The organism is Providencia sp. PROV119 (genome assembly GCF_028482435.1).
Classification (GTDB): Bacteria; Pseudomonadota; Gammaproteobacteria; order Enterobacterales; family Enterobacteriaceae; genus Providencia; species Providencia stuartii.
The window spans coordinates 82,003-106,678 of the sequence record NZ_JAMPQL010000003.1; the positions used below are offsets into that span (position 1 = coordinate 82,003).

26 protein-coding genes are annotated in these 24,676 nt (G+C 43.2%); 22 read left to right on the forward strand and 4 right to left on the reverse strand.

Annotated elements, in window-relative coordinates; translation table 11 throughout:
• Positions 1-7: 7 nt before the first annotated feature.
• Positions 8-1,435 carry an exodeoxyribonuclease I gene (gene sbcB, locus PSF11_RS05035; RefSeq protein ID WP_272682745.1) on the reverse strand — a complete coding sequence of 476 codons (1,428 nt, stop codon included), beginning with the start codon at positions 1,433-1,435 and terminating at the stop codon, positions 8-10.
• 374 nt (positions 1,436-1,809) lie between these two features.
• On the opposite strand from sbcB, the gene PSF11_RS05040 reads away from it, so the two are divergent.
• The 3 genes from PSF11_RS05040 (at position 1,810) to tmaR (ending at position 4,043) form a co-directional block, all read left to right on the forward strand.
• Entirely contained in the window at positions 1,810-2,004 is a 195-nt protein-coding gene (locus PSF11_RS05040; protein WP_004920847.1) for a hypothetical protein, read from the forward strand.
• A gap of 272 nt (positions 2,005-2,276) precedes the next feature.
• The gene (locus tag PSF11_RS05045) at positions 2,277-3,548 is read left to right on the forward strand and encodes an MFS transporter (protein ID WP_004920844.1); all 1,272 of its coding nucleotides are present in this window, start codon (positions 2,277-2,279) and stop codon (positions 3,546-3,548) included.
• 162 nt (positions 3,549-3,710) lie between these two features.
• Positions 3,711-4,043, forward strand: a complete 333-nt coding sequence (gene tmaR, locus PSF11_RS05050) for a PTS system regulator TmaR (RefSeq protein ID WP_004920843.1) — start codon at positions 3,711-3,713, stop codon at positions 4,041-4,043.
• Between the two features lie 43 nt (positions 4,044-4,086).
• Here tmaR and PSF11_RS05055 read toward each other — a convergent pair whose 3' ends face one another.
• Both PSF11_RS05055 and rne read right to left on the reverse strand, forming a co-directional pair.
• On the reverse strand, positions 4,087-4,713 hold the full coding sequence (locus tag PSF11_RS05055; RefSeq protein ID WP_272682746.1) for an SDR family oxidoreductase: 627 nt from the start codon (positions 4,711-4,713) through the stop codon (positions 4,087-4,089).
• A 179-nt stretch (positions 4,714-4,892) separates the two neighbouring features.
• Complete coding sequence (gene rne, locus PSF11_RS05060; RefSeq protein ID WP_072502365.1) at positions 4,893-8,144, reverse strand: ribonuclease E; 3,252 nt, start codon at positions 8,142-8,144, stop codon at positions 4,893-4,895.
• 543 nt (positions 8,145-8,687) lie between these two features.
• On the opposite strand from rne, the gene rluC reads away from it, so the two are divergent.
• The gene (gene rluC / locus PSF11_RS05065) at positions 8,688-9,641 is read left to right on the forward strand and encodes a 23S rRNA pseudouridine(955/2504/2580) synthase RluC (protein ID WP_004920838.1); all 954 of its coding nucleotides are present in this window, start codon (positions 8,688-8,690) and stop codon (positions 9,639-9,641) included.
• A 48-nt stretch (positions 9,642-9,689) separates the two neighbouring features.
• On the opposite strand, the gene PSF11_RS05070 is transcribed toward rluC, so the two are convergent.
• Complete coding sequence (locus tag PSF11_RS05070; protein WP_004920837.1) at positions 9,690-10,274, reverse strand: Maf family protein; 585 nt, start codon at positions 10,272-10,274, stop codon at positions 9,690-9,692.
• Between the two features lie 143 nt (positions 10,275-10,417).
• Here PSF11_RS05070 and yceD point away from each other — a divergent pair, with 143 nt between their 5' ends.
• From yceD to nagZ, 18 genes are all read left to right on the forward strand, one after another.
• Positions 10,418-10,942 carry a 23S rRNA accumulation protein YceD gene (gene yceD, locus PSF11_RS05075; protein ID WP_004920836.1) on the forward strand — a complete coding sequence of 175 codons (525 nt, stop codon included), beginning with the start codon at positions 10,418-10,420 and terminating at the stop codon, positions 10,940-10,942.
• A gap of 12 nt (positions 10,943-10,954) precedes the next feature.
• Positions 10,955-11,125, forward strand: coding sequence for a 50S ribosomal protein L32 (gene rpmF / locus PSF11_RS05080; protein WP_004920835.1), 171 nt, complete (start codon positions 10,955-10,957; stop codon positions 11,123-11,125).
• A 23-nt stretch (positions 11,126-11,148) separates the two neighbouring features.
• Positions 11,149-12,195 (forward strand): phosphate acyltransferase PlsX, encoded by a 1,047-nt coding sequence (plsX, locus tag PSF11_RS05085; protein WP_014656180.1) that lies wholly within the window; start codon positions 11,149-11,151, stop codon positions 12,193-12,195.
• Between the two features lie 3 nt (positions 12,196-12,198).
• Positions 12,199-13,149, forward strand: a complete 951-nt coding sequence (locus PSF11_RS05090) for a beta-ketoacyl-ACP synthase III (protein ID WP_004920833.1) — start codon at positions 12,199-12,201, stop codon at positions 13,147-13,149.
• A gap of 18 nt (positions 13,150-13,167) precedes the next feature.
• A complete protein-coding gene (fabD, locus tag PSF11_RS05095; RefSeq protein WP_072502364.1) occupies positions 13,168-14,100 on the forward strand; it encodes an ACP S-malonyltransferase in 933 nt (310 codons plus the stop codon).
• Positions 14,101-14,107: 7 nt separating this feature from the next.
• The gene (gene fabG / locus PSF11_RS05100) at positions 14,108-14,842 is read left to right on the forward strand and encodes a 3-oxoacyl-ACP reductase FabG (RefSeq protein WP_004920831.1); all 735 of its coding nucleotides are present in this window, start codon (positions 14,108-14,110) and stop codon (positions 14,840-14,842) included.
• A gap of 155 nt (positions 14,843-14,997) precedes the next feature.
• Positions 14,998-15,234, forward strand: coding sequence for an acyl carrier protein (acpP, locus tag PSF11_RS05105; RefSeq protein ID WP_004920830.1), 237 nt, complete (start codon positions 14,998-15,000; stop codon positions 15,232-15,234).
• 80 nt (positions 15,235-15,314) lie between these two features.
• Positions 15,315-16,565, forward strand: coding sequence for a beta-ketoacyl-ACP synthase II (fabF, locus tag PSF11_RS05110; RefSeq protein ID WP_014656177.1), 1,251 nt, complete (start codon positions 15,315-15,317; stop codon positions 16,563-16,565).
• 160 nt (positions 16,566-16,725) lie between these two features.
• Entirely contained in the window at positions 16,726-17,556 is an 831-nt protein-coding gene (gene pabC, locus PSF11_RS05115) for an aminodeoxychorismate lyase (RefSeq protein ID WP_014656176.1), read from the forward strand.
• An 18-nt stretch (positions 17,557-17,574) separates the two neighbouring features.
• On the forward strand, positions 17,575-18,603 hold the full coding sequence (gene mltG, locus PSF11_RS05120) for an endolytic transglycosylase MltG (protein WP_004920827.1): 1,029 nt from the start codon (positions 17,575-17,577) through the stop codon (positions 18,601-18,603).
• Position 18,604: 1 nt separating this feature from the next.
• Positions 18,605-19,231 (forward strand): dTMP kinase, encoded by a 627-nt coding sequence (tmk, locus tag PSF11_RS05125; protein ID WP_072502363.1) that lies wholly within the window; start codon positions 18,605-18,607, stop codon positions 19,229-19,231.
• A gap of 9 nt (positions 19,232-19,240) precedes the next feature.
• Positions 19,241-20,233 (forward strand): DNA polymerase III subunit delta', encoded by a 993-nt coding sequence (holB, locus tag PSF11_RS05130; protein WP_014656173.1) that lies wholly within the window; start codon positions 19,241-19,243, stop codon positions 20,231-20,233.
• Between the two features lie 13 nt (positions 20,234-20,246).
• Entirely contained in the window at positions 20,247-21,038 is a 792-nt protein-coding gene (locus PSF11_RS05135) for a metal-dependent hydrolase (RefSeq protein ID WP_014656172.1), read from the forward strand.
• Positions 21,039-21,066: 28 nt separating this feature from the next.
• Positions 21,067-21,417 carry a purine nucleoside phosphoramidase gene (gene hinT, locus PSF11_RS05140; RefSeq protein ID WP_004920823.1) on the forward strand — a complete coding sequence of 117 codons (351 nt, stop codon included), beginning with the start codon at positions 21,067-21,069 and terminating at the stop codon, positions 21,415-21,417.
• Positions 21,418-21,426: 9 nt separating this feature from the next.
• Positions 21,427-21,843: a YcfL family protein gene (locus tag PSF11_RS05145; RefSeq protein WP_014656171.1), complete on the forward strand. Its 417-nt coding sequence runs from the start codon at positions 21,427-21,429 to the stop codon at positions 21,841-21,843.
• The gene (gene lpoB, locus PSF11_RS05150; RefSeq protein ID WP_036940784.1) at positions 21,843-22,427 is read left to right on the forward strand and encodes a penicillin-binding protein activator LpoB; all 585 of its coding nucleotides are present in this window, start codon (positions 21,843-21,845) and stop codon (positions 22,425-22,427) included. Before PSF11_RS05145 ends, lpoB begins: the two co-directional genes overlap by 1 nt.
• Positions 22,417-23,277 (forward strand): phosphotransferase, encoded by an 861-nt coding sequence (locus PSF11_RS05155; protein ID WP_004920820.1) that lies wholly within the window; start codon positions 22,417-22,419, stop codon positions 23,275-23,277. Before lpoB ends, PSF11_RS05155 begins: the two co-directional genes overlap by 11 nt.
• A gap of 63 nt (positions 23,278-23,340) precedes the next feature.
• Complete coding sequence (gene nagZ / locus PSF11_RS05160; protein ID WP_004920819.1) at positions 23,341-24,360, forward strand: beta-N-acetylhexosaminidase; 1,020 nt, start codon at positions 23,341-23,343, stop codon at positions 24,358-24,360.
• Positions 24,361-24,676 lie beyond the last annotated feature (316 nt).

Sequence of the window (24,676 nt, forward strand, 5' to 3'; positions counted from 1 at the left end):
ACCCATATTAGCTGGCTAATTCAGCCGCGTAATTGACCAGTGCTTTGAGCTGCTTACAGCGTTCAACATCGTTTTGATGTTCAATCATTAACGACTCAATAGATTGCATATATTCCATTAAACGGCTTTCAGTAAAGTAGTCACGGCGGTGCTGCAACCAGCGTTGCTGCTCATCATAGGATAAGGTTGAGGGGTAATTACGTGCTTTATAACGGAAAAATAGCTCTTTCATACGTGGGTCTTCAAAAGTGAGGTCTAACGCAGGCAGGTTTTTTTCCGGTGTTTCTCTAATAATATCCATCGTCGAGCGGTCAGAGCTACTGAAAAAGCCACTGTAAATTTGAGCATCAACATCATTCGGCTCTTCAAATGGTTGCGCTTGGGCAAAAATTTCAATCACTTTATGACGAATATCGGGGGGCTTACGTAAGATTTCCAAATTGCGTAGGCAGAGATCGCGGTCAACCCCCGTGCGTTCAGCATCTTCTATACGCAATGTTTTCTCAGGCGCAAGAATAGGGCATTTATTAATGTGTACTAATTTAATCGGAACCGGTAATTCGCCATCTAATTCCGTTTTAGGGGTATATAAGCGCTCACGCAAAGTCTCAACGGGCAAATTAACCAGGGGTGAAATATCCGCCGCTAAATCACACATAATAACCGCATTACGGTTGTCTGGGTGCCATGCTAATGGTGCAACAAGGCTAATATAGGAGCGTAGAGCGCCAAACATGCCAGAAACATGCACCAACGGTGTCATATCGACAATGTCGATTAATTGGCTAACTTTATTTTTATTTCTTAGCTGGTAGAAGTAGTTGAACATTCTAGGTTGAGCGGCTTTGAGCAGCTTCGCCATATTTATGGTGGCGAGTACATCGGACATCGCATCATGAGCATTTTCATGGGCGATACCATTCGCTTTTGTTAGATGTTCAAGGCGCATACTAGGTAAGCCTTCATCATTTTCAGGCCAAATAATCCCTTCAGGGCGTAGCGCAAAACACGCTCTCACAGTATCTAATAAATCCCAACGCGAATTACCTTGCTGCCAGCTATAAGCGTAGGGGTCATAAAAATTACGATAAAAAATATTTCGAGTCACTTCATCATCAAAACGAATATTGTTGTAACCCATAATACAGGTATTCGGTTGGCTAAATTGCTGGTGGATCCGTTTAGCGAATTCAGCCTCATTGACCCCTTGGGCTAAGGCGAGCTGTGGTGTAATACCGGTGATCATCACCGCTTCTGGTTGGGGCAAATAGTCGTCTGTTGGTGCGCAATAAAAGACTTCTGGCTCATCAATAATATTAAAATCGAGATCGGTTCTAACACCTGCAAATTGTGCGGGGCGATCAAGTGCGGGGTGTTTACCAAAGGTTTCATAGTCATGAATAAAAAAGGTAGGCTGCTTTTTAGTCTCTTGCAACGTTATTCTCCGTAAGCCTTTGCTGCTATTTTTGTGATGATGAGGTTTTGTGATGGTTACTGATAAGGGGCAAATAATTTAGGCTAATAAACACAAAAATTGCTCCAGAGAATAGGCGGTAACTTCTCACAAATAGTAGCGACTATCATACCTGATAGATGTGAAAACCTGAACAGAGGCCCTTAAATGGTTGGTGTTGCAATTTAAATATGTAATAGGAACAAACTGCTATCTAATTGATATTTATATCAATCATTTGATGTAAGATGCTCTTTTTTCTTGAAAAAACAGGTAAATCAGCGTAAAAATTTGCCTAATAAAGGATGTTTTGATCTACTCTTTTAAATGCGACTAACAAAAAAGAGGATGTGAATATGAATACATATGATGAAAGAACACGTTTAATTTTATCTGAAATAGGTCATGTGACACTAGAGCTATTGGGTAATAGCGACGTGTCTAAACAAAGTATTATTGATAAGTTGAAAAAGGACGCAAAAGAAGAAAACAACCCAGCGCGAAAAAGCATTCTTGATGATGCAGTGACCTTTCTAAATAGCCAAGTTTAGATAATACGAGCCCTCGTTTGAGGGCTAGTGACAGCAACATTTATCATTTCATTACGTGACCTTTCTTTCGTTGATCAGAAGATCAACCCGCAAGTTGATATTGCTAAAACAACGGCTCCATACCGACACTGAAGAGTGATTTGCTTCATAAATCAGTGATGTTAACGTTAACAAATGTGCTTAACATCACAATTTGAGTGCGATTTACTGGTTTAGAAAAAATGTTAACCTTAACATTTTTGGCATTTAGGGGAATTTGCAGGCGAATAACAATGAATAATGAATCGAGAAAGTACTACGTGTCATTGAGTGCGTTGCTGTTTTTTTTCTTTTTTACTTGGTCGTCAACATTTTCAATTGTTGCTATTTGGCTTAGAAAATATGTTGGTTTAGAAGGCACTGAAACGGGGATCATTTTTTCATGTATTTCCATAGTGGCGCTTTGCGCGCAACCTCTTTATGGCTTTTTACAGGATAAGCTAGGTCTACGAAAGAACTTATTACTGTTTATTGCGATACTCTTGATATCATCTGGCCCATTTTTTATGGTGTTTGGCTATTTATTGCAATGGAATGTGGTGGTAGGAAGCTTAATCGGTGGTCTTTTTATCGGTATGACTTTCCATGCCGGAATTGGGGTACTTGAGTCGTATACGGAACGCGTCAGTCGCTTGCGTGATTTTGAATATGGCAAAGCGAGGATGTGGGGCTCATTAGGTTGGGCGATTGCGACATTTTTTGCTGGTCGCAATATTAACGTTGACCCTAATTACAATTTTATCATGGCGACCCTCTCCGGTGCGATTTTTCTCGTTATTTTATTAAAACTAAAAACGGCAAAACCAAACGCATTTAATAGCCTAGAGCATGGAAAACCTTCCGGCATAACCCTTGATGACGCCTTGCAATTGTTCACACTTCCTCGTTTTTGGGCGCTGATTTTATTTGTGTTGGGCACATGCATATACAGTGTTTATGATCAGCAATTTATGGTCTATTTCGCACACCAATTCCAAGATGAGAAAACAGGTAATGAAATGTATGGTTATCTGAATTCATTGCAGGTTTTCTTAGAAGCAGGAGGTATGTTTTTAGCTCCATATATTGTTAACCGCATAGGAGCCAAAAAAGGGTTATTGTTTGCGAGTAGTGTGATGGCATTGCGGATTATTGGCTCAGGTTTAGTCGAAGGACCTGTCATGATCTCTATTATGAAATTACTTCATGCTGTAGAGCTGCCAATATTGCTGATTGCAATTTTTAAATATAACAGTCGCCATTTTGATAAGCGTTTATCATCGACACTGTACTTAGTGGGTTTTAGCTGTATTACCTCGATTGTGGGGAGTATTTTATCGCCGTTGGCGGGCTGGGGTTACGATAAAATCGGTTTTGCTGATACTTATCTGGTAATGGGGGGCTTTGTCGTGATCACCACAATTTTATCTGCTTTCTGTTTACGCAGCGATAAAATAGCGCTTGCCAAACAAACTTCCAGAGTTGCTCAGGAAATAGGCGTTAAGGACGAGGTACAAAAGGTATAACTGAAACAATTCAGCTCGTGAGTGGAGTCGATTGAGCAAAAATGCCTTTTTATTTGTTTTTATATCAATGAATAGATGAAATAGGGTTGTAACACGGTGCTGTTAGAAGGTATTGTGTAACGAGTGAATGCGTTTTGTTTTTCTAACAGAGGGTTTTTAAACATGGACAACGCTAACAAACAATCTTTCCATAATGTTTTGGAATTTGTGCGTATGTATCGTCGTAAAAATAAAATTCGTCGTGAAATTACCGACAATGAAAAGAAAATTCGTGATAACCAAAAACGTGTTTTATTGCTTGATAACTTAAGCGACTATATTAAACCGGGTATGACCATCGAGGAAATTCAAGCAATTATCGCGAATATGCGTAGCGATTATGACGACCGTGTTGATGATTACATCATTAAAAATGCGGAGCTGTCCAAAGAGCGTCGTGAGATCTCGAATAAATTAAAAGAGATGGGCGAACTCAATAAAAAAGACGTGAAATAATTGAAGACTAGAGCCGAGGTTAGCTCGGCTCAATGTCATCGCATCAACCCCAGTGTGGTTTTAAATCTGGGTCAATAACAGCGTAAACCTGCCTATAGCTACTTTTATCTTCAGCGAGCTTCGCTAATATTCTCGCGACATCCTCTCGGCTAACGACACCATGGGCTTCCCCTGTTAATAAAGTTGCGTTACCCGTTGCCGCGCTATTCATTAAGCCCCCAGGTCTTAAAATGGTGTAATTTATTTCGCTAGTCTGTAAATAGGACTCTGCCATTGATTTTTGGCGTACAGATTGCCCAAAAAGGGCTTTTGCTCTTGGTGATAAGGTTGACCAACTGTCGCCACAACCAATTGAAGTGACAAATAATAAACGATGTATCTGATGCTGCTCTGCTTGGCGGATAATATGGTAATTACCAACAAAATCGGCTTGCCCGCCGCCAATAGTGGTGAATATGACGGTATCAGGTGTCATGTGTGCAAAAATCGCCTCTAAAGAAGACGGGGCGGTGGCATCGCCAATAAAGGCATGTATGCCTTCAGCCGTTAGCCGCTCAGCATCCGTTTGTTGACGCACTAAGGCTGTGACTTGGTGGCCTTGTTGAATGCCAATGTTGGCTAATGCGAGGCCTATTCCTTTTGTTGCACCAAAAATTACCCAATGAGCCATCATATTTTCCTTTCAATTAACAATCAGTAAATAGAAATAATGATGGTTTTAATTTTTATTATCAATAATAGGTTTTGATTTATTGCTCTGTCAAATAAGTGGGAGAGCTATTCAGTGCAGAGAGATAGATATAAAAAAGCCCTGCGAGTTGCAGGGCTGTTTGACGTATTTAAAGAATACTATTCAAAATGAGCCGGTTTTGCCATTTGTGATGTCGCATAATTGGTTGCTACATGCCCACCGGCACCTTTACTGACAAAGGTTGAGGCTTCACGCTGGTAAACCTTGATTTCGAATGTTGATTCGACCACTTCAGGCGCTGGTGCTTTGGTCATTGGTGAGTAAGCATGACGTGCTGCCTTACTTGCAACAATAACCGTTGATTTCGCTACATAAGGCACTTCAACAGCTTCAGCCTTAGGCTCTTCAACTGCATCTGTGCTGGTTTGCGGCTGATCATCTTGTTCGGCTATCTCTGCTGTAGGCTCCACTTTAGGTTGCTCAATTACAACGTCTTCAATGACCGCGACCGGTGCTTTAGGTTCAACGGTTGGTGCCGTTTCAACAACAGGCTCTGGTTGAGTGTCTTCTAGAGCTTGCTCTGTATGAACGACAGCCGGTTCAGCTTGTGGGGCAATGGCAGGTTCAAGAGAAACTGCATGCTCATCTGCGGATTCAGCCACAAGATTAACGTTGGTTTCAGTGACGGTTTCTACTGGTTCGATAGCGACAGTTTCAACCGTTTCATTAGCCTGCTCGATGACTTGAGAAGATGTGATATCGGTGGTTTCAACGGCCTCTACACTAACAATACCTTGTTGCTCAAGCATCTCTTCATTGGTCATGATAGCGATGGTTTCTTGTTGTGGTTGAACAACAGGATAGCTGATAAACACCTTACCTGATGCTAACTCAGGTGAGGCTACGGCAGCGAACAGAGGCATTGGTGATTTTGTCAGATGACGCTCATCACGGTAACGACGACGACGCTGACCACTGACACGTAGGTGACGTGGTGAACGACGTGAGCGACGTGGAATGATGGTATCTTGCTTATCTTCTTGGTTAGCAACTTGAACATCTTGTTGTTCTGAGCTATTTACCTCAGCCACTTGCTCATCAACATGAGTCGGAGCAGGGAGTGCTGCGATAGGCATAGCATCATTTTCAACGGCAGTTGCAACTTTAACCACTTCATCTTCTTGCGCTACGGCTTCAACGTTATCAGTGATACGAATTTTTTGTGTCAATTGACGACGTTGACGACGAGGCGTAACAGGGCGCGCTTGAGGCTCTTCTTTCTCTACAGGTGTATTATCAGCACCTTGAACTGCCTCTTGTTGTGCCTTAGCTGCTTGTTGTTGACGTTTTTCATCTTGACGGCGACGGCGTTCAGCACGTTGTTCGCGGCGCTGCTGTTGCTGCGCTTCACGGCTATTGCTATCAACGTTTTGCTCATCTTGCTGATTAGCGTTCTTATTATTGCGGCCTTTACGATTGTTAGCTTCGTCAGATTGCGCATTACGGTTAGAACGATTATCGCGATTTTCGCGGTTGTCACTGTTTTCATCACGATCACGGCGATTATTACGACGATTATTGCGGCGTTCATTGTTACGGCGCTTGTCGTTACCGCTATTTTGGCGACTTTTCTCAGCAGGTTTTTCAGCAACTTTTTCTTCTTCACCAGCAAAGAGTTTTTTGAAGAATTCAGCTACCTTGCTAAAAAAGCTCGGCTGGGCATCCACTTTAACCCCTTGTTTTGGTGTTTCAGTGCGCGCTTTGTTCTCTTTAGACTTAACAGTAACAGGCTGTTCTACAGGCTCTTGTAACGCGAAAGCAGAGATAGCTGGTTGCTCAGGGGCTTTACGTTCAGCCGCTGGATCTTCCGTACTGTTTAAGGTTTCCGTTTCATGGTAGTGAGCTAAGTTATAGCTCAGCGTATTTACTTCTTCACCTTTACGAATACGGATCACGTGAAAATGAGGCGTTTGCATTTGGTCGTTTGGCACAATGACCACGCGAACATTGCGTTGACGCGTTTCGATTTCGCTGACTGCTTTACGCTTTTCGTTAAGTAGATAGGAAGCAATTTGTACCGGAACGATAGCATGAACTTCATGTGTATTCTCTTTTAATGCTTCTTCTTCAATAAGACGCAAAACAGAAAGAGACAATGATTCATTATCACGGATGGTTCCTGTACCCGAACAACGAGGGCACACATGGTGGCTAGATTCACCTAATGATGGGCTTAAACGCTGGCGCGACATCTCTAATAAACCGAAACGCGAGATACGGGCGATTTGAATACGTGCACGGTCTTGACGCACGGCCTCACGTAGGCGGTTTTCAACTTCACGTTGATGCCTGACTGGCGTCATATCGATAAAGTCGATAACAATTAAGCCACCAAGGTCACGCAGACGTAATTGACGTGCGATCTCATCGGCCGCTTCAAGGTTTGTATTAAATGCGGTCTCTTCAATGTCTCCGCCGCGTGTTGAGCGTGAAGAGTTGATATCGATAGCCGTTAACGCCTCGGTGGTATCAATCACTAATGCACCACCAGATGGAAGGCGTACTTCACGTTGGAAGGCAGATTCAATTTGTGATTCGATTTGATAATGGCTAAATAGCGGAACATCACCGCTATAATATTTGATTTTGCTGGCAAAATCACCACGGCCAATCGCTTCAATATGGTTACGTGCCATTTCGACCACTTTCGGGTTATCGATAAGGATTTCGCCGATATCTGGGCGTAAATAGTCACGGAACGCACGAACAATGACGTTACTTTCTTGGTGTATTAAGAACGGAGCAGGGCGGTTTTCAGCCGCTTTTTTGATAGCTTCCCAGTGGCGTAAGCGGTAGAGCAAATCTTGTTGTAAAGATTCTGCGGATTTACCCACGCCCGCGGTGCGAACAATCAACCCCATCCCATCCGGGATCTCAAGGGAGGAGAGCGCTTCTTTTAATTCTGTACGATCTTCACCTTCAATACGGCGAGAAATACCACCCGCACGCGGGTTATTTGGCATCAGTACTAAATAACTTCCCGCTAAGCTGATAAACGTGGTGAGTGCGGCACCTTTATTGCCACGCTCTTCTTTATCAACCTGAACGATAACTTCTTGGCCTTCCTTAAGGACATCTTTGATATTGGGGCGGCCTTGAGAGTGGTAATTGCTTGGGAAGTATTCGCGAGCGATCTCTTTGATAGGGAGGAAACCGTGTCTTTCAGCACCATAATCAACAAAAGCAGCTTCAAGACTTGGTTCGATGCGAGTTATTTTTCCTTTGTAAATATTCGCTTTTTTTTGTTCATGACCTGGACTTTCGATATCCAGATCATAGAGTCGTTGCCCGTCAACAAGGGCAACACGCAACTCTTCCTGTTGAGTCGCGTTTATTAGCATTCTTTTCATATTGTTACTTACTCATTATTTTTTACTTTCAATAAAGAGCAGCGAAAAAGGGAGCTATTGTAAACCGATGGCCTCGTGATTTTTACAAAGCCGCCTGCCTCCCGGCAGTCGTCCGTATAGAGACGCGCAGTATTCGGTGAACCTGATTTTTAGATTAAAAATTCAGCGTTCTTAATCAGGAAGCCGTCATAATTTTGTTAACGGAAGTTCCTAACCCAAAAAGCTAATATTCGTTGCTCGCTAATTATTTGATTTTGCGAAGCGTCTTACGCCATTGCCGCGCTTTTACTCAATCAAATAGCAAATCTGTATTTCATGCCAATTATCGTTTTATCAAACATTATGGCAGTTACATATTATCCCACTGCCAATGACATTATAGCAAGTCGATACATGCGTTATATGAAAATTTTATTTAGAAATATGACTAACGAGCTATTCTTTGACCAAATAAAAAAAATGATAAAAAAATTTGTGGAGTCGGTATGATATATCCCGCATATAAGGTCGTAATTTAATCAATCAGAGTTAACACATTTTTGAATGAAAACACAAAATCAAGTTCAGTTTATCGATATTAGCGATGACGAAGCCGGACAACGTATTGATAATTTCCTGCTCGCAAAATTAAAAGGTGTTCCTAAGAGTATGATCTATCGCATCATTCGCAAGGGTGAGGTGAGGGTTAATAAGGGGCGTATTAAACCTGAGTATAAACTTATTGCAGGTGATCAAGTCCGTGTACCACCGGTAAGAGTCGCTGAGCGTGAAGAAGCCCCTGTTTCGGCAAAACTGGATAAAGTTTCTGCGTTAGCTGATTGCATTCTCTATGAAGACGACGCAATACTGGTCATTAATAAACCATCAGGCACCGCAGTTCATGGCGGCAGTGGCTTAAGTTTTGGGGTGATTGAAGGGTTAAGAGCGCTTCGCCCAGAAGCACGCTTTTTAGAGTTGGTGCACCGTTTGGATCGCGACACATCTGGGATTTTGCTGGTGGCTAAAAAACGTTCAGCATTAAGAGCGTTACACGAACAGTTGCGCCTTAAACAGATGCAAAAAGATTACCTCGCATTAGTGCGCGGGCATTGGCAATCGCATACCAAAGTGATCCAAGCTCCGTTATTAAAAAATATCTTACAAAGTGGTGAACGTGTTGTTCGTGTTAGCCCTGAAGGTAAACCGTCAGAGACGCGCTTTAAGGTTGAGGAACGTTTTGATAATGCCACTTTGGTTAAAGCAAGCCCAGTAACGGGGCGTACTCACCAAATTCGTGTACATACATTACATGCAGGGCATCCGATTGCGTTTGATAACCGCTATGGCGATAAACAATTTGATAGCCAATTAGCGGATACAGGCCTAAAAAGATTGTTCTTGCATGCCAGTGCATTAAAGTTTACTCACCCTAAAACGGGGGAGGAAATGCGGTTACAAGCGCCGCTTGATAAAGAGCTTAATCAATGCTTAAAGGTTTTACGTTCACGTAAAAACTAAGCATATTAAGTTACCGGCAGACAAATTTGCCGGTAACTTATTGCGTTGTTAATTATCTAATGGATTGTAGCCATGATGGCGTAGCATCTCTAATAGCAGGATCAGAGGCAACCCAATCAATGTATTAGGATCACGCCCTTCAAGCCTATCAAATAAGGCAATCCCTAACCCTTCCGACTTAAAACTTCCGGCGCATTGGTAAGGCTCTTCTTTGCGCAAGTAAGTCTCGATTTCTTTATCACTTAAAGAACGAAAATAGACATTAAAGGGTTCACACTGCACATGGTAGTTTCCCGTCGTTGAATCTAATAAACATAGACCGGTATAAAATGTGACTTGTTTTCCTGAGGCTCTTTTCAGTTGTTTAAAGGCATTGTCATAATTGTATGGTTTGCCTGCAATTTCACCATCAATCACACAGACTTGGTCTGAGCCGATGATGAGATGTTGTTTATGCTGTTCACTGATGGCATGTGCTTTAGCATGCGCTAAGCGAGTGACCAATGCCTCAGCGGATTCATTTAACACTGGGGTTTCGTCTACATTCGGCGCTACGGCTAAAAAGGGTAATCCCAGCTTTTTTAACAATTGCTGCCGATAGGGAGAGGTTGATGCCAAAATAATCGATTTCATATTTTTTCTCGAAACTCATAGCCAAAAGGGTTAACTCATTTTAAACTATCTGACGCTTAACAGGCGATTTTTTGGTGAAAAGGCGAGTTTTGCCCGCCTTTTTCTTTGACTATAGCTCATTACAAAGTTAATATGCGCGCCTTATGCAAAAGGTAAAATTACCCCTGACTATCGATGCGCAGCGTGCAGCTCAAAAAAACCTCGACTATGTCGGGAGTTACACACCTGAGCAAGTAACACGTATTGCTGAATCAGTAGTCAGTGTAGACAGCGATGTTGAGAGCGAATTATCATTTAAAATTGATAATCAGCGTCTGACGGTCATAGAGGGGCATTCTGATGTGGATGTCACCCTACAATGCCAGCGTTGCAGAAAAGATTTCAAGCATCATGTTTACGTATCGTATTGTTTTAGTCCTGTCGTCAGTGACGAAAAGGCCGAAGCATTACCGGAAGGCTATGAGCCAATTCAAATTGATGAATTTGGTGAAATAGATTTGCTGGGAATGATAGAAGATGAAATAATTCTTTCCTTACCAGTGGTTCCGGTTCATGATTCTGAACACTGTGAAGTGTCCGAAGCGGATATGGTTTTTGGTGAACTACCGCCTGAGGCGGAAAAACCAAACCCATTTGCCGTATTAGCCAGTTTAAAGAAAAGTACTTAAGGAGTAAGGTCAATGGCCGTACAACAGAATAAACCAACTCGTTCAAAACGCGGTATGCGTCGTTCACATGATGCACTGACTGCTACCCTAGTTTCTGTAGACAAAACTACCGGTGAAACTCACCTGCGTCACCACGTGACTGCAGATGGTTACTACCGTGGCCGTAAGGTTATCAACAAGTAATTATAGATTTACAAGTTGATACTTTGGCTAATCTAACCATTGCGTTAGATGCTATGGGCGGGGATGTTGGTCCCCGCGTCACAGTGCCTGCTGCATTGCAGGCTCTGGCATCTAATCCAGCACTCAAATTACTGCTAGTCGGTCAACCTGACGCCATTCAACCACTGCTCGCACAACAGAGTGTTGAGCTGACTTCGCGTGTCGAAATTATTCCTGCTGAAAATGTTATCGCTAATGATGCCAAACCATCAACGGCAATACGTCAAAGCAAAGGAACATCCATGCGAGTGGCGCTTGAGTTAGTGAAGACTGGGCAGGCACAGGCGTGCGTGAGTGCAGGTAATACGGGTGCTTTGATGGGGCTAGCTAAGTTGATGCTTAAATCAATTGATGGCATCGAACGGCCTGCTTTGATGACCATTTTGCCTAATCAACAAAAAGGTCAAACCGTGGTGCTAGACTTAGGCGCTAACGTCAATTGTAGTAGTGATATGCTAGTGCAATTTGCTGTGATGGGATCTGTCGTCGCTGAAGAGGTGGCCAAAATTGCTTCACCAAAAGTGGCACTACTAAATATTGGTGAAGAAGAGAGTAAAGGGCTTGATAATATCCGCGAAGCCGCCGCAATTCTTAAAGAAACCGCGGCAATAAATTACATCGGTTATGTCGAAGGCAATGAGTTGCTGACTGGCAAAACGGATGTATTAGTGTGTGACGGCTTCGCAGGTAACGTCACGCTAAAAACAATGGAAGGGGTGATCCGCGTCATACTTTCCTTGTTGAAATCAACAGATGAAAGCAAAAAGAATAAAAAACCTAGTTGGTTGATTCAATTGGCCAAAAAGTGGCTTAAAAAACGGCTGATGAAGCGTTTCGGGGAGTTGAACCCCGACCAGTATAATGGTGCAACTCTGTTAGGATTAAAGGGAATTGTCATAAAAAGTCATGGCGCTGCAAACGAAAGTGCATTTAAAGCTGCGATTGAACGGGCTGTTCAATCGGTAGATAGACAAGTTCCGGACAGAATAGCAGCTCGGTTGAATATCGTATTACCCAGGAGTGATCAATAACCTATGTATAGTAAAATATTAGGCACAGGCAGCTATTTACCCACACAAATTAGAACAAATGCTGACCTGGAAAAAATGGTTGATACTTCTGATGAGTGGATTGTAACTCGCACAGGTATTCATGAAAGAAGAATTGCTGGTGAAGATGAAAGTGTTGCCACAATGGGGTTTCATGCCGCACAAAAGGCCCTTGAAATGGCGCAAGTCGATAGCAGTGAGATTGGGCTAATTGTTGTCGCAACGACCTCTTCAACACACGCGTTTCCAAGCGCAGCGTGCCAAATTCAACAAATGTTAGGCATTAATGATTGTGCTGCATTTGATGTTGCCGCAGCGTGTGCAGGTTTTACGTATGCGATAAGCATCGTGGACCAGTTTATTAAAACGGGAATGGCAAAAAAAGCATTAGTGATTGGTGCAGATGCACTGTCAAAAACGTTAGACCCAAATGATCGCGGTACTATTATTCTGTTTGGTGATGCGGCAGGCGCGATGGTGCTCGGCGCATCGCAAGAGCCGGGTATTATATCAACACATCTGCATGCCGATGGGCGTTATGGCGAGTTGTTAGCGCTGCCGAATCGTGAGCGAGGCTCAGAAGATCAAGCCTACTTAACCATGACAGGCAATGAAGTCTTTAAAGTGGCTGTGCGTGAATTAGCGCACATTGTTGATGAAACATTGGCTGAAAGCGGTATCGCAAAAGAAGAACTCGATTGGTTAGTTCCTCATCAAGCAAATTTGCGTATCATCTCCGCAACAGCGAAAAAACTTGATATGGCCATGGATAAGGTGGTGGTTACGTTAGATAAACATGGTAACACCTCGGCTGCATCCGTGCCGACCGCCTTTGATGAAGCGGTACGTGATGGTCGAATCCAACGTGGTCAGTTAGTGCTCTTAGAAGCATTTGGCGGCGGCTTTACTTGGGGCTCTGCACTTGTTCGTTTTTAATTTACTGAGAAAATAGACATGACACAATTTGCTATGGTTTTTCCCGGTCAGGGATCTCAGTCTCTTGGTATGTTGTCTACATTAGCGGCGGAAAGTCCGTTAGTAGAACAAACATTCGCTGAGGCGTCTGAAGCATTAGGTTATGACCTTTGGGCTCTTGTTCAGAACGGGCCAGAAGAAGAATTGAACAAAACATGGCAAACCCAGCCAGCGCTGTTAGCTGCATCTGTCGCTATCTTCCGTGTTTGGCAAGAAAAAAAAGGCGCGATGCCTACGATGATGGCAGGGCATAGCCTAGGTGAATATTCAGCTTTAGTGTGCGCGGGTGTTCTTGATTTTAAAGCGGCAATTAAACTGGTTGAGTTGCGTGGTAAATTGATGCAAGAAGCCGTTCCAGAAGGAACAGGCGCGATGTATGCGATCATCGGTTTAGATAACGAATCAATCGAGAAAGCTTGTCAAGATGCCGCTCAAGGCCAAGTCGTCTCTCCTGTGAATTTTAACTCACCAGGTCAAGTGGTGATTGCAGGTGAAAAAGCGGCGGTTGAGCGCGCTGGTGCAGCATGTAAAGAGGCGGGCGCAAAACGTGCATTACCATTATCGGTTAGTGTACCGTCACACTGTGCGTTAATGAAACCAGCGGCTGAAAAATTAGCAGTTGCGTTACAAGAAATAACGTTTAATCAACCAAATTTCCCAGTTATTAACAACGTTGATGTGAAAATTGAGCAATCAGCGGAAAATATTCGTGATGCTTTGGTTCGTCAATTGTATAATCCAGTTCGTTGGACTGAGACGGTAGAATTCATGGCAAATCAAGGTATTGAGCATCTTGTTGAAGTGGGGCCGGGTAAAGTATTAACTGGTCTTACCAAGCGTATTGTCTCTAATTTAACTGCCGTTGCAGTCAATGATCCTGTATCATTAGGCACTGCATTAGAAAACCTCTGAGGACGATATGAGCTTTGAAGGAAAAATTGCACTTGTAACAGGCGCTAGCCGCGGTATCGGGAAAGCGATCGCTTTAACGCTTGCTGCGCGTGGTGCGACGGTTATTGGTACAGCAACCAGCGAAAAAGGAGCAGAAGCGATTTCTGCTTATTTAGATGGAAAAGGCAAAGGTTTTGCTCTTAATGTGACAGACCCTGCATCAATTGACGAAACCTTGAATAATATTCGTCAACAATTTGGCGAAATTGATATACTGGTCAACAATGCAGGTATCACACGTGATAACCTTTTGATGCGTATGAAAGATGATGAGTGGCAAGATATTATTGACACTAACCTCTCATCCGTTTACCGTTTATCAAAAGCCGTATTACGCGCCATGATGAAAAAACGTTGTGGACGTATTATTTCAATCGCATCTGTTGTAGGTGTGATGGGAAATGCGGGTCAAGCGAACTATGCAGCAGCGAAAGCTGGGCTAATTGGTTTTAGCAAATCATTAGCACGCGAAGTCGCTTCCCGTGGCATTACCGTTAATGTCGTTGCACCTGGTTTTATTGAAACTGATATGACCAAGGCATTGACAGATGAGCAGCGTGCAGGCATTTTATCTCAAGTTCCTGCCGACAGGCTTGGTGATGCACAAGAAATTGCCAGTGCTGTAGCGTTTTTAGCTTCTGATGAAGCTGGTTACATCACAGGTGAAACATTACATGTCAATGGCGGCATGTACATGATCTAAAGAAATGATGGAACCATTTGCATTATTAGTGTTAATTAGCGCAAAATAATGCAAAATTTAGGTTTCAACAGCCGGGATTGGGTTGTATCTTTTCCTGTATTTTATAAACTACGAAAACCATCGCGAAAGCGAGTTTTGATAGGAATTTTAATAGTATGAGCACTATCGAAGAACGCGTTAAGAAAATCATCGTTGAGCAACTAGGTGTTAAAGAGGAAGAAGTTGTAACAACAGCTTCGTTTGTTGATGACTTGGGCGCTGATTCTCTTGACACAGTTGAGCTGGTTATGGCTCTGGAAGAAGAGTTCGATATCGAAATCCCTGACGAAGAAGCTGAAAAGATCACAACAGTGCAGGCTGCGATTGATTACGTCGAGAACGCATCTAACTAATTGTTTTAAAACTTGTCTAGGCGGTCACTCGACCGCCTATGTTTCTTTGATAACTTTTTTTCCCTCCTTGGAGGATTTACGTGTCTAAGCGTCGTGTAGTCGTAACCGGACTGGGCATGTTATCTCCTGTCGGCAACACAGTTGAATCATCATGGAAAGCTGTTTGTGACGGACAGAGTGGTATCAGCCTTATCGAACATTTTGATACTACCAACCACGCAACTAAATTTGCTGGCGTAGTTAAAGATTTCAATTACGAAGATTATGGTATCTCCCGCAAAGATGCACGGAAGATGGACCCTTTCATTCAGTATGGAATTGCTGCTGGTAATCAAGCTATCAAAGATTCCGGGCTGGAAGTAACAGAAGCCAATGCTACTCGTATAGGGTTAGCGATTGGTTCTGGTATTGGTGGTCTAGGCCTAATTCAAGAGAACTGTGAAGCATTACAAAATGGCGGTCCTCGTAAAGTTAGCCCATTCTTCGTTCCTTCTACGATCATTAATATGGTCGCAGGTCATTTAAGCATTATTTACGGTTTCCGTGGCCCAAGTATTTCGATTGCCACAGCCTGTACTTCAGGTGTTCACAATATCGGTCATGCCGCACGTATGATTGCTTATGGTGATGCTGATGTAATGATTGCTGGTGGCGCTGAAAAAGCGACAACGCCATTGGGTGTTGCAGGTTTTGGCGCAGCGCGGGCTCTTTCTACGCGTAATGATGATCCGCAAGCGGCTAGCCGCCCATGGGATAAAGACCGTGATGGCTTTGTACTGGGTGACGGTGCGGGTATTATCGTACTTGAAGAATATGAACATGCTAAAGCTCGCGGCGCAAAAATTTATGCTGAAGTTGCTGGTTTCGGCATGAGCAGTGATGCTTATCATATGACATCACCGCCTGAAAATGGTGAAGGTGCTGCTCTGGCGATGGCAAATGCTCTGCATGATGCAGGTATTGAAGCTAACGCAGTGGGCTATATCAATGCTCACGGTACTTCAACACCAGCAGGTGACTTAGCGGAAGCGCAAGCGGTTATTTCGGTCTTTGGTGAAGGAACCGACGTATTAGTTAGCTCAACAAAATCGATGACAGGTCATCTATTAGGTGCCGCTGGTGCTATTGAGTCTATCTTTACGATCCTTTCACTGACAGAGCAAATCGTTCCGCCTACGATCAATCTGGAAAACCCAGATGAAGCTTGCAAACTGGATTTTGTTCCAGGCAAAGCAAGAAAAGTAGAAAATATGGAATATGCTCTGTGCAACTCATTTGGTTTTGGTGGTACAAACGGTTCATTAATTTTCCGTCGCTATCACGAAGAGTAACCCAGACGTATTATTTTACGTTGTAAAGGGTAAAAGCCTCAGTGTTCACAATACTGGGGCTTTATTTTTAGTGTCGTTTTGCAGTCTATGTCAGTTTAGTTTATGATAGTTAATATCCTGTTACTGACTGATTTATCAGCCATTATTATAAGAATTATCAATGCTATACTGGGTTAATGGAGTTGAGTGCCGTCATATTGACGTGACTGATCGGGCTGTGCAATTTGGTGATGGCTGCTTCACCACGATCCATGTGTTTAATCATCAACCAAAAATGCTTGATATGCATATTAGGCGTCTCATGCAGGATAGTTCTCGCCTTAAATTACCCCAACCAGATTGGCAAATGTTAGAGAAGCAGATCCACGCGATTTGCCAACAGCATAATGATGATGAATTCGTTGTTAAAGTGATTATTAGCCGAGGCACGGGGGGCAGAGGCTATAGCACTTTAGGGTTTAATCAGCCAACGGTAATAATGTCTATCGCGCCTTTTCCACAACATTACCAAGCGTTGCAGAAATCAGGTATCCAACTGATATTAAGCCGTATTCCAACGAGTAAAAATCCCTATTTAGCAGGGATCAAACACCTTAATCGCCTTGAGCAGGTGTTAATACGCCAAGAAATTGATGAAGCTCAGGTTGATGAGGCTTTAGTTGTTGATTCTGATGGTATTTTAATTGAATGTTGCAGTGCCAATATTTTTTGGCGCAAAGGCGATACGGTATTTACGCCAAATTTAGCATTTTCTGGCGTAAATGGATTAATGAGACAAAAGATCATAGCGCTTTTAGCTGCTAGTCAGTACCATCTTCGGGAGGTTGAACGTTTTCCCGATGTATTGGGGAACTGTGATGAAGTGTTTATTTGTAATACGTTGATGCCAATACTGCCGGTTGCTACGATCACCTTGGGTAACAATAAACCTCAATGGCAATATTCATCAAGGGAACTGTTTGAATATTTGTTTTTACGTTGCCAACTTTAGTCACTGAATGGTTAATGAATGAAACTCGCTAAAAAAATCTCTATCGCAATTGTCGTTATTCTGTTGGTAATAGGCGTAAGTGCCTATGTGATGTATCAACAGGTTTTGAACTATGCAAAAGAGCCGCTAAATCTAACACAAGAGAAAGTTTTTACGGTTCCTGCTGGAACAGGCCGCGTTGCGCTTGAAGCATTGCTGGTAGACGAAAAAGTGATTAATCAAAGTAACAAATTTCAATGGTTACTAAAATTGCGCCCAGAGTTAGCTAAAATGAAGGCTGGGACTTACCGCCTCCAGCCAAATATGGATATCGCGCAGATGTTAGCATTAATTTCCAGTGGCAAAGAGGCACAGTTTTCCATTCGTTTTGTCGAAGGTAACCGACTTTCTGATTGGACAAATATCTTACGTGATGCGCCTTACTTAAAACATGAAGCGGAAGGGAAAACACAAGAAGAGTTATACGCGCTAATTGGTTTTGATGGAACGACCACCCTTGAAGGCTGGCTATATCCGGATACCTATCTGTATACGGCGGGAACGCGTGATATTGATATATTAAAACGCGCTCACCAACAAATGAAAAAAAATGTCGATGAAGTTTGGCAAGGGAGAGATAAAGATCTACCTTACAAAAACGCGTATGAGATGCTAATCATGGCTTCAATCATCGAAAAAGAGACGGGTATCGACAGTGAAAGAAACCAAGTGGCGTCGGTATTTGTGAATCGTTTGCAGAAAAATATGCGGTTACAAACAGACCCTACAGTTATCTATGGTTTAGGCGATAAGTATCGCGGGAAAATTTATCGTAGCGACTTAGACAACTATACACCATATAACACCTATCGCATTGATGGGTTACCGCCAACGCCGATAGCAATGCCAAGTCTTGCATCAATTAAAGCCGCGGCACACCCTGCGAAAACGAACTATTTATACTTTGTTGCAGATGGTACAGGTGGGCACACATTCAGTAGTAGCCTTAATGACCATAATCGAGCCGTCAAAGTGTATCGAAAAATTGAAAAACAGAATGATAAGTAAGATGAAAAACGCCTATATCGTTATTGAAGGGTTAGAAGGGGCAGGTAAAACCACTGCGATTAAAACCGTTGTTGAAACATTAAATCAGGCAGGGATCCAAGACATTGCGTTTACCCGAGAGCCAGGGGGAACCCCATTAGCAGAAAAGCTACGTGAACTCATTAAACAGGGGATCAGCGGGGAAAAAGTCACTGATAAAGCCGAGCTTTTGATGCTGTATGCCGCACGTGTCCAACTGGTTGAAAACGTCATTAAGCCAGCCTTAGCGGCGGGTAAATGGGTTGTTGGTGATAGGCATGATTTATCTTCACAGGCCTATCAAGGGGGCGGACGTGGTATTGATCGCCAACTTATGCAGTCATTGCGTGATCTGGTTTTGGGGGAATTTAAACCAGCGTTAACACTGTATTTGGACCTACCTCCAGCATTAGGGTTACAGCGTGCACGCGCTCGTGGTGAGCTAGACCGAATTGAGCAAGAGTCTCTGGCATTTTTTGAACGCACTCGTGCACGTTATCGTGAGTTAGCGGCCTCCGATGAGACTATTTTAACGATTGATGCAAGCCAGAATATTGAACAAGTTCAACATGATATTCGCCAAGCTTTGGAGCAATGGTTGGCAAAATAAGGTGATACAATGAATTGGTACCCTTGGTTGAATGAAACTTATCGTCAACTAATTACCTCCTACCAGCAAGGTCGTGGGCACCACGCATTGTTATTGCATTCACTACCGGGTAACGGAGTGGAAGCATTATGCTATGGTATTAGTCGCTGGTTAATTTGCCAAAATACAGACGGGCTAAAAAGCTGTGGGCAATGCCATAGCTGCCAATTGATGTTGGCAGGGACGCACCCTGATTACCATGTTTTAGAGCCAGAGAAGGGCAAAACAACGGTTAGCGTGGAAGCGGTAAGGAAACTGACAGAGACCTTAAGTAGTCATGCACAGCAAAATGGGGCTAAAGTCGCCTATATTCCTCGAACAGAAGCATTGACCGATGCAGCGGCCAACGCGCTCTTAAAAACCTTGGAAGAGCCAACAAAGCAGACCTATTTTTTATTAGGTTGCGAGAAACGTGAAAATCTATTAGCGACGCTACGAAGCCGTTGCTTATATACCTTTTTATCACCACCTGAATCGCAAATTGCGTGGTATTGGTTGCAAAAGCAAATCGTTGGCGTCAACTATAACGACGCATTGACCGCGTTAAAGTTGTGCCAAGGGGCCCCAGTCGCGGCGATGTCATTGTTGCAACCTGAGCATTGGCAACAGCGTAGTGTGCTATGCCAGAAACTCGCTCATGGGATACAACATAATGATATGTTGTCGTTATTACCTGCGATTCATCATGATAAGGCGATTGAGTCGATGGGGTGGCTGCTCGGACTATTAGCCGATAGCATGAAACTGCAACAACATGCAGCCCAATTTTGTTTAAATCAAGACCAATTGCCACTTGTGAGCGTACTTGCATCACGAATGACAAATACACAATTGTTTGAAGTTTATGAGGCTTGGCAAAATTGCCGCCACCAATTGATGACAGTGCCCGCACTGAATCAAGAGTTACTTTTGACAAATCAATTATTACAATGGGAAGCATTAATTGTTACCCCAACACCATAAAAAAGAGTGAAATATGTTTGTAGTTGATTCACACTGCCATCTCGATTGCCTTGATTATGAAAAATTACATACAAGCGTCGATGATGTGATCGCAAAGGCGTCGCAACGCGATGTCGGATTTATGTTAGCGGTTGCCACAACGTTACATGGTTTTGATAACATGAAAACCATGATTGGCAAGCGTGCTAATGTGGCATTTTCTTGCGGTATTCATCCACTTAATTTGGATGAAGGGTATGATTTTGAACGCTTAGCGCAATTAGCTGCTGGTGAAGAAGTGGTCGCGTTAGGGGAAACAGGGCTAGACTATTATTATCAGAAAGAAAATGCAGCACTTCAGCAAGCGTCTTTCCGTCAACATATTCGTATTGGTCGTCAGGTTAATAAACCTGTGATAGTTCACACGCGCGATGCGCGAGAAGATACACTGACTATTTTACGTGAAGAACAAGTGATGGATTGTGGCGGTGTTTTGCACTGCTTTACGGAAGATAAACAGACAGCCATGGAATTGTTAGATCTTGGTATGTATATCTCTTTTTCAGGGATAGTTACCTTCCGCAATGCAGAGCAAATTCGTGAAGCCGCAAGGGTTGTTCCATTAGATAGGATCTTAGTAGAAACGGATTCACCTTATTTAGCCCCCGTGCCACATCGTGGGAAGGAGAACCAACCTGCTTATGTTCGGGATGTGGCAGAGTATATGGCAGTATTAAAAGGGGTTAGCCCTGAAGAAATGGCACGTATTACCACTGAAAACTTTAACCGCCTATTTCATTTGAATGTCGGCGAGAATAAAGCGTAATAATTAGTCAATATTAAAGGAATTCGCAATGGCAGAAGAAACTATTTTCAGTAAGATCATTCGACGTGAAATCCCGGCAGATATCGTTTATCAGGATGAACTGGTTACCGCATTTCGTGATATTTCGCCACAAACTCCCTCACATATCCTGATTATTCCCAATAAACTCATCCCAACAGTGAATGATGTGACTGCGGAAGATGAACTGGCATTGGGGCGCTTATTTACCGTTGCAGCAAAAATTGCCAAACAAGAAGGGATTGCTGAAAGCGGTTACCGTTTGATCATGAACTGTAATGAACACTCCGGGCAGGAAGTGTTTCATATTCATATGCACCTTGTTGGCGGTCGTCCTCTTGGACCATTGCTGGCAAAATAAGGTAATGATGTGAAAAAGATTTGGGGAACATTGATACGTATATTAACACTCAGTGCTGTGGTATTTGCGCTGAGCGCTTGCTCATGGGGTAAGCGTGATGGGTTAGTATTCAATGATCAACAACGAGTGATTATGGAGCCTGCGGTTCTTGCGCAAGGTATCATTGTAGAGCAACCTGTAGTCAGCGTTGAGAACTATGCGACGGTGGCTAAGATCAATATGAGCAATAGCCAGCCAAATCCGATGACTGTCATGTACCGTCTCTATTGGTACGACGATAAAGGATTGAAAATCGCAACAACCCATGATTTGCAGCAGATGATACCTGCAAATTCAGTGATTAGTGTTAATGCTGAAAGTACATCATCACTCGCGCGTAATGTACGTGTTTATGTATTTTTACCGCAAATGCTTGGAGACAAATAATGAAACGGATCTTGTTCGTTGCAGCGGCAGCGATGATGCTGGCAGGATGTCCTTCTTTTCAGCAGGATAGGCCTAAAACGCCTCCGCCAGTTGTCCCTGTAGAGCCAACTGAACCCACTGAGCCTACAATTCCACCACCAATCGATAAGGTGCCTACACCACCTAAGCAAAAAACCACAGATTGGTCTGCTGCTGTCTCGCCTTTAGTCGGACAGATGACAGGGGCAAATGGTGTTGAGAGCGGCAAAGTTCTGTTGGTGGATTCAGTTAAAAACAATACGACAGGTTCATTTTCTGTACAAAATGTGACCTCAGCCATCGTAAAAGCGGTTGATGACAGTCATCGCTTTAAAGTCGTACCACAAGATGTGGTCAATGCAGCGCGTAGAACGTTAGGTTTATCGCAAGACGATAGCCTTGTTACACGCAGTAAAGCGATTGGCTTAGGGCGTTACGTACAAGCTGATTATGTATTGTATAGCGTGATTTCAGGCTCTAACGACCAACGCGATATCGAAATGCAGCTGATGGCAGTGCAAAGCGGTGAGATCCTTTGGTCAGGAAAAAACGATATTGAGCAATGACAGTGCATTATTGGCACTGCTGGCAGGTTGCTTCCCAAATATTAACGTTAAAACGTGGGAAGTAACCCCATTAGCAGGGCTTTCAGGGGGAACCTATCACTTACGGTCACATACTCTCAATCTGATTGCGCGTGCTCAAAGTCAGGCGCAAACGGCTCTATTCGTGAATAGACGCAAAGAGGCGCGGGTATTACATCAATTACAACACTTTGGCCAAGCGCCCAAAGTGTTAGCAAGAAATTCAGATTGGTTATTACTATCATGGTGTGATGGTCAGCAACCCAGTGATACTCAATTTTTAACACCAACATTTCAATCTTTATTAGCGGCAACAATTGCTAAATTACATACTCAACCCTTACTCACTTATCGTCTACAGCTTAGGCAAGAAATTGCCCATTACGGGTATTTAGTTGATCCAAAACGCCAAGGGCCTCGGTGGCATCGATGGCACCAACATTTTTTATCCGCACCTATGCCAAGGGTTCTAAAGTTAGCCCCCGCCCATATGGATATTCATAAAGGCAATATTGTCTGTACTGAGAGTGGTCAACTGGCTTTATTGGATTGGGAGTATGCGGCAAATACCGATATTGGATTGTCATTGGAAACCTATTTTCAAGCGAACCAATTGAATACCACACAACGTGATTTTTTCTTATCAGAGTATTGCAATAAATACCATGCTTATGGCGATGTTGAACGCTTGGCTCACCAATGCCGGCTATGGACGCCATGGGTCAAATATATGATGTTAATGTGGTATGAAGTGCAATGGAACCAAAGTCAAAATAATGATTTTTTGTTACACTCAAGGTCATTAAGGCAATACTTTAGTTTGCCTAGTTAATTAAATTCGTATAACGCAAGTGCGAGCAAAAATCGTAAAACCGTTTTAAATAGTGAGGCATGTATGGGTCCGATAATGCTAGACGTTCAGGGCTATGAGCTGGACAGTGAAGAGCGTGAAATACTGGCACATCCGCTGGTGGGCGGGTTAATTTTATTTACCCGTAATTTTCATGATGCAGCACAATTAAGGGAGTTAGTTCGCCAAATTCGTGATGCATCCCGTCATCGCTTATTGATAGCGGTTGATCAGGAAGGCGGGCGAGTGCAACGTTTTCGTGATGGCTTTACGGCATTACCTTCCGCTCAAGCATTTGCAGCACTTAATAGCCAATCTGAAGGGGCAAAATTAGCGGAGGAAGCTGGTTGGTTAATGGCATCTGAAATGATTGCTATGGATATCGATATTAGTTTCGCGCCGGTGCTAGATCTTGGGCATCAAAGTATTGCGATTGGCGAGCGCTCCTTCCATGAAGATCCTGAAATTGCCATGATCATGGCGGAACGGTTTATTAAAGGTATGCGTAGTGCGGGGATGAAAACGACAGGGAAGCATTTTCCTGGGCATGGGGCAGTGAAAGCGGATTCTCATAAAGAAACCCCTCGTGATGACCGCGACCTTGAAACTATTCGTAAAAAAGATATGTCAATCTTCAGAGACTTTATTCAGCGCGATTTGCTTGATGCCGTGATGCCTGCACATGTCATTTATACACAAGCAGACGACCGCCCTGCAAGTGGCTCACCATTCTGGCTCAAATCGATTTTACGTGAGCAGTTGGGCTTCAATGGTGTGATCTTCTCTGATGATTTGTCGATGGAAGGGGCGGCTATCATGGGAAGCTATCCAGAGCGTGCAGCCGCTTCGTTGTCAGCCGGTTGTGATATGGTGTTGGTTTGCAACAACCGTGATGGTGCGGTGAGTGTATTAGATAACCTACCAAAGCAGCAAGGGAGCCTAGCTTCATCACTGTTCCATAGTGGTCGACAATATAGCTTGAAAGACTTACAAGGCGCACAACGCTGGCAAGAGAGCCACAATAAACTGGTAGAACTGCATCGTAAATGGCAAGAACAGCGTTAATTATTACCGGCCGTTAGTAAAAAAGCCGTAAACTGAACAGCCCCCAAAAGTTGGATGCTTTTAGTCTCACTTGAAGGGGCTTTTTCTATGGTAAAACAGTCCTTAAAACGTCAGTTTTAAATTACTTAAGCTTGAACGTTTTTGCGGCAAAAAGTTTAACTCGATTGTTAAACAGGGGAGTCGTGAATGAAGGTATCCATGATTATCACTATGAAAGATGCAAGGTTAAATGAAAAGGACTAAGCCCTGTTGAATACAGAACTCAGTGCTTGAAGACCGCTTAATTCACGGTCAATTTTATGGGAACGTTCAATTG

Excerpts from the sequence above, each read along its gene's own strand:
- PSF11_RS05040 (WP_004920847.1), top strand. The coding sequence starts at position 1,810 with ATGAATACATATGATGAAAGAACACGTTTAATTTTATCTGAAATAGGT.
- PSF11_RS05045 (WP_004920844.1), top strand. The coding sequence starts at position 2,277 with ATGAATAATGAATCGAGAAAGTACTACGTGTCATTGAGTGCGTTGCTG.
- tmaR (WP_004920843.1), top strand. The coding sequence starts at position 3,711 with ATGGACAACGCTAACAAACAATCTTTCCATAATGTTTTGGAATTTGTG.
- PSF11_RS05055 (WP_272682746.1), bottom strand. The coding sequence starts at position 4,713 with ATGGCTCATTGGGTAATTTTTGGTGCAACAAAAGGAATAGGCCTCGCA.
- rne (WP_072502365.1), bottom strand. The coding sequence starts at position 8,144 with ATGAAAAGAATGCTAATAAACGCGACTCAACAGGAAGAGTTGCGTGTT.
- rluC (WP_004920838.1), top strand. The coding sequence starts at position 8,688 with ATGAAAACACAAAATCAAGTTCAGTTTATCGATATTAGCGATGACGAA.
- PSF11_RS05070 (WP_004920837.1), bottom strand. The coding sequence starts at position 10,274 with ATGAAATCGATTATTTTGGCATCAACCTCTCCCTATCGGCAGCAATTG.
- yceD (WP_004920836.1), top strand. The coding sequence starts at position 10,418 with ATGCAAAAGGTAAAATTACCCCTGACTATCGATGCGCAGCGTGCAGCT.
- rpmF (WP_004920835.1), top strand. The coding sequence starts at position 10,955 with ATGGCCGTACAACAGAATAAACCAACTCGTTCAAAACGCGGTATGCGT.
- PSF11_RS05090 (WP_004920833.1), top strand. The coding sequence starts at position 12,199 with ATGTATAGTAAAATATTAGGCACAGGCAGCTATTTACCCACACAAATT.
- fabD (WP_072502364.1), top strand. The coding sequence starts at position 13,168 with ATGACACAATTTGCTATGGTTTTTCCCGGTCAGGGATCTCAGTCTCTT.
- fabG (WP_004920831.1), top strand. The coding sequence starts at position 14,108 with ATGAGCTTTGAAGGAAAAATTGCACTTGTAACAGGCGCTAGCCGCGGT.
- acpP (WP_004920830.1), top strand. The coding sequence starts at position 14,998 with ATGAGCACTATCGAAGAACGCGTTAAGAAAATCATCGTTGAGCAACTA.
- pabC (WP_014656176.1), top strand. The coding sequence starts at position 16,726 with ATGCTATACTGGGTTAATGGAGTTGAGTGCCGTCATATTGACGTGACT.
- mltG (WP_004920827.1), top strand. The coding sequence starts at position 17,575 with ATGAAACTCGCTAAAAAAATCTCTATCGCAATTGTCGTTATTCTGTTG.
- tmk (WP_072502363.1), top strand. The coding sequence starts at position 18,605 with ATGAAAAACGCCTATATCGTTATTGAAGGGTTAGAAGGGGCAGGTAAA.
- holB (WP_014656173.1), top strand. The coding sequence starts at position 19,241 with ATGAATTGGTACCCTTGGTTGAATGAAACTTATCGTCAACTAATTACC.
- PSF11_RS05135 (WP_014656172.1), top strand. The coding sequence starts at position 20,247 with ATGTTTGTAGTTGATTCACACTGCCATCTCGATTGCCTTGATTATGAA.
- hinT (WP_004920823.1), top strand. The coding sequence starts at position 21,067 with ATGGCAGAAGAAACTATTTTCAGTAAGATCATTCGACGTGAAATCCCG.
- lpoB (WP_036940784.1), top strand. The coding sequence starts at position 21,843 with ATGAAACGGATCTTGTTCGTTGCAGCGGCAGCGATGATGCTGGCAGGA.
- nagZ (WP_004920819.1), top strand. The coding sequence starts at position 23,341 with ATGGGTCCGATAATGCTAGACGTTCAGGGCTATGAGCTGGACAGTGAA.